16 protein-coding genes are annotated in these 16,168 nt (G+C 57.2%); 13 read left to right on the top strand and 3 right to left on the bottom strand.

Annotated elements, in window-relative coordinates; all coding sequences use genetic code 11:
* Positions 1-72: 72 nt before the first annotated feature.
* From HY298_13310 to HY298_13280, 7 genes are all read left to right on the top strand, one after another.
* Positions 73-885, top strand: a complete 813-nt coding sequence (locus HY298_13310) for a sulfate adenylyltransferase subunit 2 (protein MBI3851233.1) — start codon at positions 73-75, stop codon at positions 883-885.
* Positions 886-900: 15 nt separating this feature from the next.
* On the top strand, positions 901-2,799 hold the full coding sequence (gene cysC / locus HY298_13305; GenBank protein ID MBI3851232.1) for an adenylyl-sulfate kinase: 1,899 nt from the start codon (positions 901-903) through the stop codon (positions 2,797-2,799).
* Between the two features lie 133 nt (positions 2,800-2,932).
* Positions 2,933-3,196 (top strand): hypothetical protein, encoded by a 264-nt coding sequence (locus HY298_13300; protein ID MBI3851231.1) that lies wholly within the window; start codon positions 2,933-2,935, stop codon positions 3,194-3,196.
* Positions 3,196-3,543 (top strand): type II toxin-antitoxin system PemK/MazF family toxin, encoded by a 348-nt coding sequence (locus HY298_13295; GenBank protein MBI3851230.1) that lies wholly within the window; start codon positions 3,196-3,198, stop codon positions 3,541-3,543. The genes HY298_13300 and HY298_13295 overlap by 1 nt, the downstream gene beginning before the upstream one ends.
* Before the next feature lie 374 nt (positions 3,544-3,917).
* Positions 3,918-5,648, top strand: a complete 1,731-nt coding sequence (locus HY298_13290) for a hypothetical protein (protein MBI3851229.1) — start codon at positions 3,918-3,920, stop codon at positions 5,646-5,648.
* Between the two features lie 129 nt (positions 5,649-5,777).
* On the top strand, positions 5,778-6,026 hold the full coding sequence (locus tag HY298_13285; GenBank protein MBI3851228.1) for a trypsin-like peptidase domain-containing protein: 249 nt from the start codon (positions 5,778-5,780) through the stop codon (positions 6,024-6,026).
* Complete coding sequence (locus HY298_13280) at positions 6,023-6,178, top strand: hypothetical protein (GenBank protein ID MBI3851227.1); 156 nt, start codon at positions 6,023-6,025, stop codon at positions 6,176-6,178. The genes HY298_13285 and HY298_13280 overlap by 4 nt, the downstream gene beginning before the upstream one ends.
* Positions 6,179-6,428: 250 nt before the next feature.
* Here HY298_13280 and HY298_13275 read toward each other — a convergent pair whose 3' ends face one another.
* A complete protein-coding gene (locus HY298_13275) occupies positions 6,429-7,874 on the bottom strand; it encodes a TonB-dependent receptor (GenBank protein MBI3851226.1) in 1,446 nt (481 codons plus the stop codon).
* Positions 7,875-8,256: 382 nt separating this feature from the next.
* Here HY298_13275 and HY298_13270 point away from each other — a divergent pair, with 382 nt between their 5' ends.
* From HY298_13270 to HY298_13250, 5 genes are all read left to right on the top strand, one after another.
* Entirely contained in the window at positions 8,257-9,402 is a 1,146-nt protein-coding gene (locus HY298_13270; protein MBI3851225.1) for an FtsX-like permease family protein, read from the top strand.
* Positions 9,403-9,436: 34 nt separating this feature from the next.
* Positions 9,437-9,673 carry a hypothetical protein gene (locus HY298_13265; GenBank protein ID MBI3851224.1) on the top strand — a complete coding sequence of 79 codons (237 nt, stop codon included), beginning with the start codon at positions 9,437-9,439 and terminating at the stop codon, positions 9,671-9,673.
* Entirely contained in the window at positions 9,670-10,014 is a 345-nt protein-coding gene (locus HY298_13260) for a type II toxin-antitoxin system PemK/MazF family toxin (GenBank protein ID MBI3851223.1), read from the top strand. Before HY298_13265 ends, HY298_13260 begins: the two co-directional genes overlap by 4 nt.
* A 55-nt stretch (positions 10,015-10,069) precedes the next feature.
* Positions 10,070-11,233: an ABC transporter permease gene (locus HY298_13255; protein ID MBI3851222.1), complete on the top strand. Its 1,164-nt coding sequence runs from the start codon at positions 10,070-10,072 to the stop codon at positions 11,231-11,233.
* A gap of 258 nt (positions 11,234-11,491) precedes the next feature.
* Positions 11,492-12,886, top strand: coding sequence for a tetratricopeptide repeat protein (locus HY298_13250; GenBank protein ID MBI3851221.1), 1,395 nt, complete (start codon positions 11,492-11,494; stop codon positions 12,884-12,886).
* 403 nt (positions 12,887-13,289) lie between these two features.
* On the opposite strand, the gene HY298_13245 is transcribed toward HY298_13250, so the two are convergent.
* Positions 13,290-14,264 carry a tetratricopeptide repeat protein gene (locus tag HY298_13245; protein ID MBI3851220.1) on the bottom strand — a complete coding sequence of 325 codons (975 nt, stop codon included), beginning with the start codon at positions 14,262-14,264 and terminating at the stop codon, positions 13,290-13,292.
* 200 nt (positions 14,265-14,464) lie between these two features.
* The gene (locus HY298_13240) at positions 14,465-15,439 is read right to left on the bottom strand and encodes a hypothetical protein (protein ID MBI3851219.1); all 975 of its coding nucleotides are present in this window, start codon (positions 15,437-15,439) and stop codon (positions 14,465-14,467) included.
* A gap of 186 nt (positions 15,440-15,625) precedes the next feature.
* Here HY298_13240 and HY298_13235 point away from each other — a divergent pair.
* Positions 15,626-16,168, top strand: a 543-nt coding sequence (locus tag HY298_13235) for a type II/IV secretion system protein (protein ID MBI3851218.1), incomplete at its 3' end; no start/stop codon positions are given.

The following is a 16,168-nucleotide window of genomic DNA, read 5'->3' as shown; positions in this document are numbered from 1 at the left end:
TGCAAAATTCAAATTCACTTCATCGGCGAGTGGTGTCATCATCCTTTTGCATTCCTAATTTCTAATTTAGCCATGGACTATCTCTCCAAACTCGAAAACCAGAGCATCTACATCATGCGCGAGGCGTTCAACAAATTTGAACATCTCGCCATGCTTTGGAGCATCGGCAAGGACTCCACCGTGTTGCTCTGGCTTGCCCGCAAGGCCTTCTTCGGCCACGTCCCGTTTCCGCTCGTCCACGTCGATACGACCTACAAGATTCCGTCAATGATCGAATACCGCGACAAGCTCGTGAAAGATTGGAAGCTTCAGCTCGTCGTCGGCAAGAACGAGGAAGCCCTCAAGAGCGGCGTCACTTACCCGAACGGCAAAGCCACGCGCGTCGAATGTTGCGGTACTCTCAAGAAGGATGCCCTCAAGGCCGTGCTCGAAAAGCATAATTACACCGGCGTCATTGTCGGCGTTCGCAGGGATGAAGAACCGACCCGCGCCAAGGAACGTTACTTCAGTCCGCGCGACAAGAACATGGAATGGAACGTCGAAGACCAGCCGCCCGAATTGTGGGATCAGTTCAAGACCGATTTCCAAAAGGGTACGCACATCCGCATCCATCCGCTGCTGCACTGGACCGAGTTGAACATCTGGGAATACATCGAGCGCGAAGATATGCCCGTCATTCCGCTCTATTTCGCCAATGGCAAAGGCGAGCGATTTCGTTCGATTGGTTGCTATCCGTGCACCTTTCCGATCAAGTCGAACGCGCGGAACGTCCGGGAAATCATCGAGGAACTGCGGACCACGAAAACATCCGAACGCGCCGGCCGCGCGCAGGACAAGGAGAGCGAAGATGCCTTCGAAAAACTGCGCCGTGATGGCTACATGTAATTTTGGTTTCAACCCATGAGCATCTCTCAAACCGCTCCGACTGAACAACTCAAGATTGTCATCGTCGGCCACGTGGATCACGGCAAGTCCACGTTCGTCGGCCGGCTCTTCCACGACACCGGTTCGCTGCCGGAAGGCAAATTGGAGCAGCTTCAAAAAGTCGCCGAGCGGCGTGGCGTACCGTTCGAATGGGCGAACCTCATGGACGCGCTTCAATCGGAGCGCGACCAGAACATCACCATCGACACCGCCCAAATCTGGTTTCACACACCCAAGCGGCAATACGTCATCATCGACGCGCCAGGCCACAAGGAGTTTTTGAAGAACATGATCACCGGCGCCGCCAATGCCGAAGCCGCGCTGCTGCTCATCGACGCTCACGAAGGCGTGCAGGAAAACTCCCGTCGCCACGGCTATCTCCTGAACCTGCTCGGCATCCGGCAAATTGCAGTGCTCGTGAACAAAATGGATTTGGAGAATTACAGCGAATCCAGATTTAAGCAGATCGAGACTGAGTATCGCGCCTATCTTCAAAACATCGGCGTCGAACCAAAGGTCTTCATTCCCATTGCGGCCAAGCACGGTGACAACATCGCATCGTTGAGCAAGAACATGTCGTGGTGGAAAGGGCAGACCGTGTTGCAGGCATTGGACGAATTCAAGGTTACCGACCGGCCCGACAACCAACCACTCCGTTTTCCGATTCAAGACGTCTATCGTTTCGACGACCGCCGAATCCTCGCCGGTCGCGTGGAGGCAGGTTCGATCAAAGTTGGCGACCGACTGCTGTTCGCGCCGAGTAACAAGACCAGCACGGTCAAGACCATAGAACGCTGGAACGCTCCGACCACGACTTCTGCCCATGTCGGCGAATCCATCGGCATCACGCTCACCGAACAAATCTTTGTGGAACGAGGCGCCATCGCCGCCCTGGAAACCGCGCCACCTTATGAACTGACGCGGTTTGAGGCCCGTCTGTTCTGGCTGGGTCGCGCGCCGTTCGCCAAAGGCAAGGTTTACAAACTCAAACTCGCCACCCAGGAAATGGATTGCGAAATCGAGTCGATTGAGAAAGTCATTGATGCCTCAACCCTTGAAACCGTTTCGCGCGCCAACAACGAAATCTTCGTGGGCCGTCATGAAGTTGCGGAGTTGACGCTGCGCACCAAGCGTCCCGTTGCCTTCGACGCTCACTCCGAAATTGTGCCAACCGGTCGTTTCGTGATCGTTGATGGGTTTGAAGTCTGTGGCGGCGGCATCATCGCCGATGGCAATTATCCGCGTCGCACAGCGGACTCGCTGCACAAAAGCCACAACATCTACTGGAGTCACGGCAAAGTGACCGCGCAACAGCGCGCCATGCGCAACAAACATTCCGGCTGCGTCCTCTGGCTCACCGGCCTGTCGGGTTCCGGCAAGTCGAGCATCGCCACCGAGTTGGAGCGCGAATTGTTCAACCTGGGACAACATGCTTACGTGCTCGACGGCGACAACATGCGCCACGGTCTTTGCTCCGACATCGGTTTTTCGCCGGCTGACCGCAAGGAAAACATCCGGCGCGTGGGCGAAGTGGCCAAGCTGTTTGCCGACGCCGGGATGATTTGCATCACGGCATTCATTTCGCCGTATCGCTCCGACCGCGATCTTGTCCGAACAATTATGAAAGGGGGGCGGTTCATCGAAGTTTATGTGAACGCGCCCATCGAAGTCTGCGAACAGCGCGATCCCAAGGGCCTTTACGCGAAGGCCCGCGCCAACGAGATCAAGAATTTCACCGGAGTTTCCGCCCCTTACGAAGCGCCGTCGAACCCGGAAATTGAATTGCACACGGACAAATTGTCCGTTCCCGAATCGGTCGCCAAAGTTCTGGAATTTCTCCACGTGCAGGAAGACGACACGATGGTTTCGATCTGACGTAGTTGCAAAAGTTTCCCGCACCAGGATGTCTTGGCAAAAGAGCTTGCGGATTGGGCGACTAACCCGGCGAAAGCGACTCGCCGGAAAATGGCAACTTGCCCGACTCGACTTTTTATGGCTAATTATACGCATGAGCGCACAGGAAGTAATTGAACAAATCAAACACTTGCCGCCGGCAGAACGCGCGCAAGTGACGAAGTTTGTCGTGGAAAGCGACGATTCCTGGATTCCGGAAGAGTTCAAGCAGGGCATGGCCGACATCGCCGCCGGCCGGGTGGTGGATTTGGACGCCGCAATGACGGCAATGGCAAACGACCCGCAAATCCAGCGCGAATTGCGCTCCATCAACACCGAGTTCGCCGCCGCTGAATCCGACGGTCTTGGCAAACTCTGATGGCCATCGAGCGCGGTGACATTTGCTTGGTGGACCTCAATCCGGTGCAAGGCCGGGAACAAGCGGGACGCAGGCCGGTTTTGGTTCTCTCCGTCAACGCCATCAACAAACTGCCGCTGGTCGTCACCGTCGTCATCGGCACGAAAGGCGAAAATGTGGAGCGCGATTATCCCACCAACGTCCGCATTCCCGCCGCCGAAAGCGGCCTGCCGATGGAAACGGTTTTCCTCTGCTTCCAACTCCGCTCGCTTGACCCCGCGCGGTTCGCTGGCGTGCCCGCCGGAAAAGTTTCCGGGGTGACACTGCAAAGAGTTGAAAACACCGTCCGCCACTGCCTCGGTTTGTAAACCACCCGGCGGATTTTTCAACGCCACCGGTCGCGCTGAAATCCGACTCGTCGCGCTGGAATCAGACTTGTCCCGCCGAAATCAGATGCAGGCGGATGAAAGCGGATGAAGACGGAAGGCGCTGGGAAAACTGGAGGGCTTCTTTGCGTCTCCGCACGCGCCGGGGGAAAGCGGCGGTAAACACATCCGCACTCCAAACGCTTCGCGAGGTTCGCAGACGCCCGGCAGTCGCGAAGCGTTTGGACTGCGCGTGGCTTTAGCACCACTTTTGGGGGCGAGGATTTCAACGCAAAGTCGCAAAGACGCCAAGGCATAGCGCGGCAAGCCGCAACCAAAGTGGCGGAGCGCCGTGCGTTGGAGTAAAAGTTTGGGCAATGAACTCACAAACTTCTCCCACTGTCACCGGCGTCCCGCCGGCTTTTCTTAACCGATTTGGTCATTCCATCACAGGGGTTTTGTCCGGTTTCGACCGGCTGCGTCTGCGCGGCACGCTGCGTCATCTCTTCCAGCCCACGGTCATGGAAGCTTATCTCAACGCCTGTCGCATCCTCATCAAAGACTTCGGCACTTTTGCCCAAGGGCTGATCGCCCGCATCAAAGCCGCCGCCTATGCCAGTGCCGAACAAGCCGGACGCCCCTTCCACTATCTGGCCAGCAGCCAGACCAGCAAGGAAGCCCTCGCCCGTCAGATCGCCCGCGCGGACGGCGTGACCTCCGGCCTGATCGCCATCTTTAGTGCGCTGGAAAACTGCCTCTCCTACTCCGTGCGTGGCAACCGCCAGACCCAACACATCCACCTGGTTCTGGAACGCCGCAAATGTCTTCACCTCTACCATTACTTCCTGCACGAGCAACTGGGCCTGTGCCATGTGCGTGTGCAAACCTGGTTTCCCTTCACCGTGGATCTCTGTCTCAACGGTCGCGACCGGCTCGCCCGTCAGATGGACCAGGCCGGGCTGGCCTACCGCCAGCGCGACAACTGCTTTGTCTGGGTGCAGGAAGCCACGCGCGCGCAGGCCTTGCTGGACGAACAACTGCGCACCGACTGGCCGAGCGTGCTGGGCCGCCTGCTCGATCAAGCCCATCCACTGCACGCCGAAATCTGCCGGCCCATCGGTCAGACCTATTACTGGTCCGCCAGTGCCAGCGAGTATGCCACCGACCTGCTCTTCCGCGATGCTCCGAGTCTGGCCGCGCTTTATCCCCGGCTGGTCCATCACGGCCTGCGCACCTTCGCCAGTCCCGACGTGATGCGCTTCCTGGGCCGGAACATTCCGACAACGGGCGGGCGGGTGCCGCCGTTGTTCACCGGTGAAATCATCAGCGACCTCAAGCACCGGCCCGAAGGCATCCGGGTCAAACACTCCGTCAACGGCAACTCGGTGAAGATGTATGACAAGGAAGGCAGCGTCCTGCGCATCGAAACCACCATCAACAAGACCGAAGACTTCCGCGTCTATCGCGCCAAGCAAGGCGACCCCGGCGGGGAGAAATCCTGGCGTCCATTGCAACGGAGCGTGGGCGAGTTGTGGCGGCGGGCCCAAGTCTCGGCGGCGGCCAACCAGCGCTATCTCGAAGCCCTGGCCGGCGTGACGGACAAAACTCCGGCGGGCCAAGCCAGCGCCACCGTCTGCCGGGCCGTGGTGCGGGACGGACGCCGCCATCGCGCGCTCAATCCGTGGGGCGAAAAAGACGCGGCGCTGCTCGCGGCGGTGAGCCGGGGCGAATATGTCATCAACGGCCTGCGCAACCGCGATCTCCGCCGGCAACTCTGGGCCAAATCTGGAACGGACAAAGAAGAACGGCGGCGAGCCGGTGCCGTCACCCGCCAGTTGCGGCTGCTGCGGGCGCATGGACTGTTGCGCAAAGTCAGCGGCACGCATCGCTACGTCGTGACCGAGGGCGGCCGCAAAATCATCACGTCATTCATAACTTGCAAGCATCTGACGCCGTTCTGTTCAGCCACGGTCGCAGACATATTTGGTAATGATGGCTGTCTGAACCATCGTTATAAACTTTTGCTGCTTCTCTTTATCCATACAAGAGTTTGGTTGGTGCTAACTACCAACGACATTCTTTCAAATGTTTGCACTTTGTCCAGTTAAGTTCCTAGGTGCGGCGAGATTGTTTTTTTCTCTGCGAGTTTTCGTCTTTGCGTTGAATCATTTCCGCCAAGGTGATGAAAGCGGATGCGGTCAATGACCTGACGTTGCCGGTAGGGGGCGAGTCGCGCGGTGAAGTTGGGCGGCACGGTGGCCACGGTGGGTTTTCCCAAACTCGGCTTGCAAGGGTTCGCGCCCAAGCTGGCCAAGGGCGAGATCGCGTCGCTGTCCGGCGCGGGGGATGACGCGCGGTATTTCCAGATCAGCGTGCCGGTGCAGCCGGGCAATTTGGGCGGGGCGTTGGTGGACGAGCGGGGCAACGTGGTGGGGGTGGTGTCGGCCAAGTTGAGCGCGCGGGCGGGGCGTTGCCGGAGAATGTGAATTACGCGGTGAAGAGCAGTTATCTCCTGAGCTTCCTGGAATCCGTGCCGGATGTTTCTGCCAAGCTCAAAGAGCCGGAGACGAAGGAGCGGAAGTTTGAAGATCTCGTCAAGGCTGCTGAACAAGCTGCCGTGCTCGTTCTGGTTTACTGATTCTTTTGACCGCGGATTACACGGATTACGCGGATGGGAATTGCATTATCCGTGTCATCCGTGAAATCCGTGGTTTCATTCCAGGCGGCGGAGTTGGTGTTGGTTTACTGACTTCAAAGCGCGAATGCTCGTTGGAGTTCAAGCTTCAGCTTGTCCGCGCCCGGCACGCTAAAGCGTGAACTCCAACTGGGCGTGCGGACAGCGTTTAAAGCGGATGAGACGCAAACGTAATCGCCACCAGCGTCTCAGCCTAACTGACTGCCGCTTTTGGGGCGACCGCCAGTCCGGCTTTGCTGGCGTAGCCCAATAGTTTGCGTTCTTTGATCAGCCGCGCGACCTGCGGCGGCACCATTTCCTCCCAGGATGGATCGCCATGTTGAATTTTGGCGAGCGCATCCCGCGAAAAGATCGAGAGATGCTCTTCCTTGATGTCACGCACACCTTGGACGAAATGGTTTTCCAACAGGTAGGCATAAAGATGCTGCAGATGGGGCGCGACACGCAGGTTGCCCGCGGTGATGAGCGCGCCGGTCTTCGGCTCTTTCAGCGGGTAAACGTAAAACTTCAAATCGTTTTTGAACAACCGCCCGAATGATTCCAAAATCCCGCCTTCGAGATCAGCGTAATATTTTTCATCAAAAATATCCTGCAGCGTCGGCACGCCCATGACAAGGCCGACCATTTTCTTGGTGTAACGAAACAGAAACGCCGCAACTCGATGAAATTCCGAGTAGTTGGAAATCAGCACGGTCTTGCCCAACGCGCCGAGGATGTCCACACGATCCAGAAAATCCTGGTGATTGATCTCGCCGCCGCTCGTCAGATTCTTCAAGGTCATCTCCATGAGCACAACCACTTCTTCCCCCTGCACATTCGGCTCTTGCACGAACTGCGCCTCCGCCGACTCCAGCATGTCGATCGTGACTTTGGTCACCGGGCGAAAACTGCCGCGCTCCACCAGAACAGCCTTTTTGTAAAGCACCTCGGCGGCCTGCACCACTTCACCGTCCGCCGTAAACATGGCGGCGTTGGTGATGCCTTTTTCCACCAACCACAAACTCATCAGTCGGTTATCGACACCTTGAAACGCCGGCCCGGAGAATTTGATCATGTCCACCTCCACTCGCTCGGTGGACAAATCATCCATCAAGGAAAGAATCAGTTGCTCGGGACTGTTGTGATATTCGTAGGCGCCATAAATCAGGTTCACCCCCAGCATGCCCAGCGCTTCCTGTTGTTGGAGATTTTCTTTGTCCCACATGCGTACATGAATGATGATCTCCGATGGTTCGGCCTTGGGCTGCGTCTGAAACCGGATGCCCATCCAACCGTTGCAATCAATTCGCCGCGTGAAACTTTGCGCCGCGACCGTATTGGCGAAGACAAAAAACTTGGTTTTGTCCCCCCGCACTTTTCTTAACCGCTCCAACAACAAGCCAAATTCGTAATCGAGCATCGTGCGCAGTCGATCGCGACTCACGTACCGTTCGCAGCGACCGTAAATGGCGTCGCTCACCGTCATGTCGTAAGCCGAGATGGTCTTGGCGATGGTGCCGGACGCGCCGCCCACGCGAAAAAACCAGCGCGCCACCTCCTGACCCGCGCCAATCTCGGCGAACGTGCCGTATTTGCTGGCGTCCAGATTGATGCGCAGCGCCTTTTGATGAACTCCCAACGCTTCTTCTTCCTGATTCATATTGAAAATGTTCTTTCCAAGACTTTTCTGTTCAATTTGCCGGACTTAGTTGTATCACAATTGCAAAGGTTCGCGTTTCCTCGACAAAAATTTCGACGCTGCGATTTTTCTTCCTCTCCCCATGACGCAGGAGTGGGGAGAGGACCGAGGAGAGGGGCTGCGTTAACCCGAAGCGAGAAAAACTCCTCCTCTCCCCGGCCCTCTCCTCCATCCGATGGAGGAGAGGGAGTGGTTACGGCTGCGTCGCACTGGGACTCTCTCGTACCAACTCAAACTCAAATTTGTGCCTGAGCTTGCCAATGCGATAAAGATTCCGGCGCTTTGGCAAGATTTGTTTTTGAAAACCCTGACGAAACGGGCCACACTCTTGCTGGCGGTCACCATGAATCCGGCAACATTCGTCGTCAAAAACGCTCTGCGCAACAAACGCCGCGCCGCGCTCTCGATCTTGAGCGTGGCGGCGAGTCTCTTTCTATTTGTCACGCTGCTGGTGGCCATGCGGGAAATCACGGTGCCGCCGGAGGACATCGGGGCGGCGTCGCGCATCGTTGTGCGCAACAAGATTTCCCTGGCCAACCTGTTGCCCGCCCGCCAGCGCGCCGTGCTGGAACGGATACCGGGCGTGGAAGCCGTCACCCCGTTCAGTTGGTATGGCGGCAAGTTTCGGGACGAGGAAGCCACACTCTTCGCCCAGTTTGCCATCGATCCGATTCAGTTTTTCAAGGTGATGGGTGAAGCCAAAGTCCCACCCGATCAATTGGAGGCATTCCTCAAAGATCAAACCTCCTGCATCGTCGGCAAGCTCACGGCAGAGAAATACCACATCAAGGTCGGCGACCGCCTGCCCTTCACCGGCACGATCTGGCCCTGCGATCTGACGTTGAAAGTCGCCGGCATTTACGAGGGATCGATTGACGACCGCAACCTCTTCTTTCACCACAAATATCTCGATGAAGCCTCAGGCAGCGCCGGGCAGGTCGGCACCTGGTGGGTCAAAGCCAACAACCTCGACGACATGTCGCAGATTTGTGCCCGCATCGACAAAGCTTTTGCCAATACCTCCGCCGAGGTGCGCGCGGAAACCGAGCGCGCCTTCCAGATGAGCATGGTCTCGATGTGGGGCAACATCAAAATCCTGGTCCGCTCGATTTCCTCGGTCGTCGTTTTCACGCTCATTTTGGTTTCGGCCAGCACCATGAGCATGGCGATTCGCGAGCGGTTCCGGGAATTGGCCGTGTTGAAGGCGCTGGGGTTTCGCCGCCGCGAATTGTTCGCCGCGATCCTGGCGGAGAGTTTTGGGCTGGCGATGTTCGGCGCGCTCCTGGGAATCGGGGGCGCATGGTGGATTTACACCTATGTCAGCATCGCCAAAATGACCAACGGCATTTTCATCACCTTTGAAGTCACGCCGGCCATCATCGGGCGGGCCGCGCTCGTGGCGGCCGCGCTCGGCATCATCGCCAGCGTTGCCCCCGCCATTGCCGTGGCGCGCATGAGCGTGGTGGACGGTTTGAAAACCTTGGATTGAAATTCACGCTTAGCGTTTGTAGATTGGTTGTGTTATGTCCATCAAAGAGCAAGTTGCAGAAGAACTCAAAGGGTTGGGAGACGCCGAACTCCGCCAGGTAGCCGCGTATTTGCATTTTCTGAGGCGTCGCTCTCATCACGCGCCAGATGCCGCACTTGACGAGCGGAAGCTCGCGACGCTGTACGGTGAATGCGCCGAGGCGGATCGCTTGCTGGCTGAAGAAGGTGTCTCGGATTACGCCGCCGCACTCCTCAAAGAGGACAACCGATGAGCGCCCGCCGGGGCGAAGTCTGGTTTGCGGACTTGAATCCCACACGCGGCTCGGAGCAGGCCGGCTTGCGCCCCGTGTTGATCTTGCAAAATGATCTAATCAGCAGGTTCAGTTCAACGGTGCTCGCAATCCCGTTTACAACAAACCTCCGCCGCGCGGCACTGCCGACGTGCCTGCAAATACCAAAAGGCGAAGGCGGATTGGCGAGTGACTCTGTTTTGCTTTGCCACCAGTTGCGTGTTCTCGACAAAACCCGTCTCCGCCAAAAGCTTGGCGCCGTAAATCCGCAAACTTTGTCCGCGATTGAAAATTGCATGGTCTTCACGATGGGAATGACTTGAAAATGTGGGATCTTGATATGCGCGCTTGGGATGTTGGATTCGCGCTTTTGGCAACATGGCCCTTCCGCTGAAATATAATGTTCGCAACGTGTTCGTCCGCTGGCGCGCGACCCTGGCCACGATTCTTGGCGTGGCACTGGTCGTCGCCGTTTACGTCCTCGTGCAGGCGCTGGCGGTCGGCTTGGAAAAATCCAGCCGCAACACCGGCGATCCGCGCAACGTGATGATTGTTCGCAAAGGCTCGACCGCCGAATCCAGCAGCCAGGTGATGCGCACCCAACTGAAGCTCATTCAGTATTGGCCCGAAATCGCCCGCAACGAAAAAGGCCAGCCGCTGATCTCCGGCGATGTGCTGGTGTTGATCAATCTGCCGCGCGGTAAAGCGGAAGGCGAGGCCAATGTTCTCCTCCGCGGCATTTCGCCGATGGGCATGGAACTCCGGCCCCAGGTGTCGCTAGTGGAGGGGAGATGGTTCACGCCGGGCAAACGCGAGGTGGTCGTGAGCCGACGATTGGCGGCGCGTTTTGGCAATTTTAAAATCGGCGACACTTTCAAAAGCGCCGGTCAGGAACTCACCGTCGTCGGCTGGATGGACGGACAAAACAGCGCGTTTGATTCCGAGGTCTGGCTGGACGCCGATGAGACGCGCTCGATTTTCGACCGCGAGAATTATTCCAGCCTGCTGGTGCGCGTGGTGGACGCCGCCGCCGCTCAATCATTAACGAATCGGGTGGATGCGGACAAACGCCTGTCGCTCCGCGGCATGCCGGAGGTGGCGTATTACAGCGCGCAAACCATGACTGCGATGCCGATCAAAATCCTCGGTGGTTTTCTGGCGACGGCCATGTCCATCGGCGCTGTCTTTGCCGCCATGAACACGATGTATGCCAGCGTCGGCTCGCGCACGCGGGAAATCGGCACGTTGCGGGTGCTGGGATTTCGTCGCCGAACCATCCTGGTGAGCTTCTTGATTGAAGGCGCATTCCTCGCGTTGATCGGGGGCGTGTTGGGATGTCTGTTTTCGCTGCCGATGAATGGTTACGCCACCGGGACGATGAGTTTTGAATCGTTCAGCGAAATTGTCTTCCAGTTTCGGATCACGCCGTGGCTGGCGACGAAGGGTCTGATTTTTTCGGTGCTGGTCGGGGTGGTGGGAAGTTTCCTGCCGGCAATCCGGGCATCACGTCTGCCCGTCATTGCTGCGCTCAAGTCGGTTTGAGATCCAAGCGCGAAGCGACAGAGGGAGTGGGGTGAGAATTCCCCGAAAGACAATTTCGCGCGCTCAACCCACCCCTTGCCCCTCCCAGGAGGGGAACAATCCAACATTGCGCCGCTCCCCTCCTGGGAGGGGCAAGGGGTGGGTCGGTGGCAGGTTCATGGTGAGGGGGTCTTCATAAAGTTTTCCACCTACCAAGCGGGTGCAACGCACCGCCTGATTTACATTGGATTTTTGGCGGGTGCCGACTAGACTCTGCTCATGCCCGAAAAGAGCATGGATGAAATTCCATTGGCCTTGCGCCAGTATTTTGAAAAGGGGGCCACCGCGCTGCAACGTGCCAATTACGATTACGCCATCGCGATCTTCAACGAGATCTTGGCCAAGGAGCCGGCCTTCTTCGAGTGCCGCGAATTCTTGCGCGTGGCGCAATTCAAGAAAATGGGTGGCGGCACCGGCTTCTTCAAAAAGGTCTTCGGTGGTGCCAGTTCGTCGCCGATGATCGCCAAAGGCCAGCTCGCTCTCCGCAATAATCCGCTCGAAGCCATCACTATTGCCGAGCACATCCTCAACGGCGACCCGCAGAATACCGCCGCGCACAAGCTGCTGGCCGAGGCGGCGTTGGCGGCGGACCTGCCCCGCACCGCGGTGTTCTCGCTGGAAATCCTGGTAAAAAATTCGCCCAAGGACAAGGAACTGCGCGTCCAACTCGCCCGGGCGCTGGCACTGGCCGGCGAAGTGTCGCGGGCCGAAACCGTGTTTAGCGATCTCGTGCGCGATTTTCCCGGCGACACCGCGCTCGCTCAGGAAATGAAAAACGTCTCCGCGCGCAAAACGCTCGACGAAGGCGGTTACGAAGCGCTGGCCGACGGGCAGGGGTCGTATCGCGACATTTTGAAAAACAAGGAGGAGGCGGTTTCGCTTGAACAGGAAAAGCGTGAAGTCAAATCGGACGATGTGGCCGCTCGCTTGATCCGGGAATATGAGACCCGCCTGCCGAACGAACCTGACAACCTGAAGCTGCTGCGTTCGCTCGCGGAGTTGTACACGCAGAAAAAGGATTTTGACCGCGCGCTGGGTTACTACGAAAAGATCAAGACCTCCGGTGCGGGTGGCGATTCGTCGCTGGAACGCGCCATGGCCGAGACGACCCTGAAGAAATATGATCACGCGTTGGCGCAACTCGATCCTCAAGACCCCGATTACGCGGAGACCTCGGCGCAAATTCAATCGGAGCGACAAGCTTATCAGATTACGGAGTGCCAGCAGCGCGCAGAGAAATATCCGACCGACCTGCAGATTCGCTTCGAGCTTGGCCAGCTCTACTTTCAAGCCGGCAAAATCAACGAGGCCATCCAGGAACTGCAGCGGGCGAAAGACAATCCGCATCGAAAGCTTCAGGCCTTGAGTCTGTTGGGGCAGTGCTTCGCGCGCAAGGGCATGAACGACCTCGCCGCCCGCACGCTGCAAAATGCCATCAAGGAAAAAATTCCCTTCGACACCGAAAAGAAGGAGTTGATTTACGCGCTGGCCGGCGTGCTCGAAAAAATGGGTCAGGTCCAGGAAGCCATCGAGCAATACAAACTCATTTACGAACACGACATCGGCTACAAGGACGTGGCCGCCAAGGTCGAGAAGGATTACTCGGGACAGTAAAGAAAAGCACCGGATTCAACCGCGCCGCCAACGCCACTTTCGCCGCATCATCTCCGGGCCGGGTTTGCTGATCGGTCTCTTTCCACCGTCGCCGTTTCGATTCCTCCGCGATGATTTGTTCCGCCATCTACGTTCGCTCTTCTGCTCCGCCAGATTCTCGCGAAAGGCTTTCTCCCCCAGACGCCAGCGGCAGCGGACCGTTATGTAATCCGGCTCCGATTCCGCCGGCCGCCGGTCTTCCGGTTCCAGCCGAATCAAATCAGATCAAACCGGATGACAATCCTGCCGCGAGCTTGGTTTGAAAAAAATTGAGCGAAACTTTTCTTGGGCTGGTTTGTTCCATGGAGCGAGGAGGCGAGTTACTCCGTTCGGAGGCGCGGTGAGGTCACCGCGCCCTGCCTACTTACTGCTTTTCCACCGCGGCGGGTGGCGCGTTGGTTTGCTTTGCTCTGGCTTCCTGCGCGTTGATATTCTGCAGCAGGTTGCTCTTCAATTGTGTGTACATCGCATTGGTGACGGACAGGAGTTGCTGCCGGGCCTCCGCAAATCGCGCGGCATCGAGTTTGAAACGGGCGAGATGAAGGTAAACGCCTTCGCGTTCGATGTCGTCGTTGGCAATTTTCAGAGCGTCGTTCCAGGCTTTCAAGGCATCCTCGGTCCGCGTGGGTTTGAGGCCGTAATACGTTTGGGCGACATCGGAGGCGAACGGGAAATTATTCGGGTCGAGCTTCAGCGCCTGGCGATAAAGCGCGAGGGCTTTTTCGAAGACTTGCTGTTCGCTCAGATTGTAAAACTCCATCGCCGCGCGGCGAAAAAGATGAACGGTCATGCCGAGATTGTGATGATAAAGCGCCTCATCCGGTTTGAGTTCGATAGCCCTGGCATAATACTCGAAGGCTTTTTTGATCGGCCCGTGTTCGCTATAGTTATTGGCGAGGTTGTTCCAGGCAGCGGGATTCCCGGGTTCGAGTTCGCTCGCTTTCTCCCATTGATCGCGCGCAGCCTCCTCCTCCTGCAGGTCGTTGAGGAAACTGCCAAAGGCCAGGCGCGCGTGGGCGTGATCGGGATGGCGTTGCAGGAATTCCTCATACGCCTTGCGAACTGGCGTAAAGCGGTCCTTGATGCGTTGATTCAATGCTGCGCTGGAAATGCCGGCACCTTGCTCGGCAAACTCCTTGTTTTCACGAATCCATTTGTCCACCTCCGCCTGCGCGGCGTCATCCTCCGCCAGCAGTTTCTGATATTCCTTTTCGACCGGATCGTTGGGAACGGGAAGACTGAGTGCGACCACAGACTTGTTGGAACTTGCGTTGGTGGCCGCTGCCATCTGGCTTGCCACCAGCAACAGGCTCAACCATCCGATCACAAGTCGTTTCATACGCAGAAACTAGCTGAACACGGGAAGAGAGTCGAGCGGCAGAAATTGGAGTTCATGCTTCAGCATCCCAGGCTTAACCGCCCTTCATGCCAGTCGCTTTCCGCCTGAGCCCGACAAACTAAAGTTTGAACTCCAACGCCGCCACCGCTGAATCGCGCGCCGATCCGGTGGTCCTGGCCCGGCGGCAAGCGTACGCCTGATTACTTACTGGGCACCACTCCCAGTGGTGCGTTGGTTTCCTTCGCCTTGGTTTCTTTTTCGATGAGGTTTCGGGTCAGGCGATTCTTGATGACGGTGTATGTCTCGTTGGTGATGGCATTGAGATGCTGGCGCGCTTCGTCGAATCGGCCCACGCCCAGATTGATCCGGGCCAGGTGAACGTGAACACTCTCGCGCTCAAGCTCGTTGCTGGCGATTTTCAAGGTCTGTTCCCAGAGCGCAACCGCCTCGGCGGTGCGCGGCGGTTTGATGCCGTAGTAGGTTTGCGCCACATCGGTGGCGAGGGCAAAATTGGTCGGGTCCAGTTGCAACGCCTTTCGGTAAAGCTCGAGCGCTTTGTCGAAGACTTTTTGTTCATCGATATCGTAGAATTCTTTGGCGTCTCGGCGGAAAAGGAAGACCGTGGTGGCAAAGTTTTGAAAATAGACCGGCTCCGCCGGATCCAGTTCAATGGCTTTGGCGTAGTACTCAAAGGCTTTTTTGACCGGGCCAAAGTGGCCGTAATAGTTGGCAAGGTTGTTCCATGGGGCGGGATTCTTGGGGTCCAGTTCGCGGGCCTTTTCCATTTGATCATGCGAAGCGTCTTCCTCGTGGCTGTCGCTCAAGAAACTTGCGTAATCCAGCCGGGCCTGAGTGTAGGCGGGGTGGCGTTGCAGGAAATCCTCATACGCTTTTCGAATCGGCGCGAAGCGTGCCGCGACGCGTTGATTCATCGCGGCGCTGGAAAGCGCGGTGCCCTTTTCTTCGGCGGACTGATTTTCTCTGATCCATCTGGTCACCTCGGCCTGAGCGGCCGCCGCATCCTCCAGCAATTTCTGGCATTCTCTTTCCAACAGGTCATCGCGGTTTGGAATCGAGGCAGAAATGCCAATCTGGTTGGTGCTGGTGTTGCTGATCGTGGTGGGCTGGTTCGTCGAAACCAACACGCTGAGCACACCGATTAGCAAGCTATTCACAACTGGAAATTATCTCAGGAAAGACCGGGCGTCGAGGCGAGATCCTCGTAAGCGCAGAAAGGGGAGTTGGTTTAAGGACGAAAGGCGCACTTGGTGTCCATAATCCCGGCTCTAATTCTTTGACCCGCGGCGCAACTTTTTCTAGTTTCGCTTGTTGGTTAAGTCTGAGACTTTAGAGCAAGTTAAATGGCGTTTGCATCGATCAAAAACTTATTCGCGCAGATGGCGCTGGGCACTCCGGAGCAGTTCGACGAGTGGAGCAAGGCCTGGCACGTGGCGGTCGTCAATGGTTCTCAGGAATCATTGCTGGCATTTATTTGCCGGGAACGGGGACTCTCCGAGGAACTGTTTCTGCAACAACTGGCCAAGGCCCTCGGCTGGCCTTACCTCGACTTGCGGAAAACCGATGTGCCGGTGGAAGCGCGCCAGAAAATCTCCACCAAGGTCGCCTTCCAATATTCCGTGCTGCCGACGCGCTTCGAGAACGGCACGCTCCAAGTGGCGGTGGGCAATCCGTTCGACACGGCGATGCTGAACGCCGTGCAATTCGACGTGCAAGGCGCGGTTCAATTTGCGCTTGCTCCCAAAGTGGAAATTGAGAAAGCGCTCAAAAAATATTACGGCGTCGGCGCGGAAACCCTTGATGAATTGGGCAAAGACGAACCGCTTGAACTGATCGTCGGTGAAGACAAGGAAATCACGGAAGGCGATCAGGAGGCGAGCGTCATC

Source organism: Verrucomicrobiota bacterium (assembly GCA_016200005.1).
GTDB lineage: Bacteria > Verrucomicrobiota > Verrucomicrobiia > Limisphaerales > PALSA-1396 > PALSA-1396.
The sequence above is the reverse complement of the archived record's forward strand: the minus strand, read 5'-3'. Positions and strand labels throughout refer to the sequence as shown.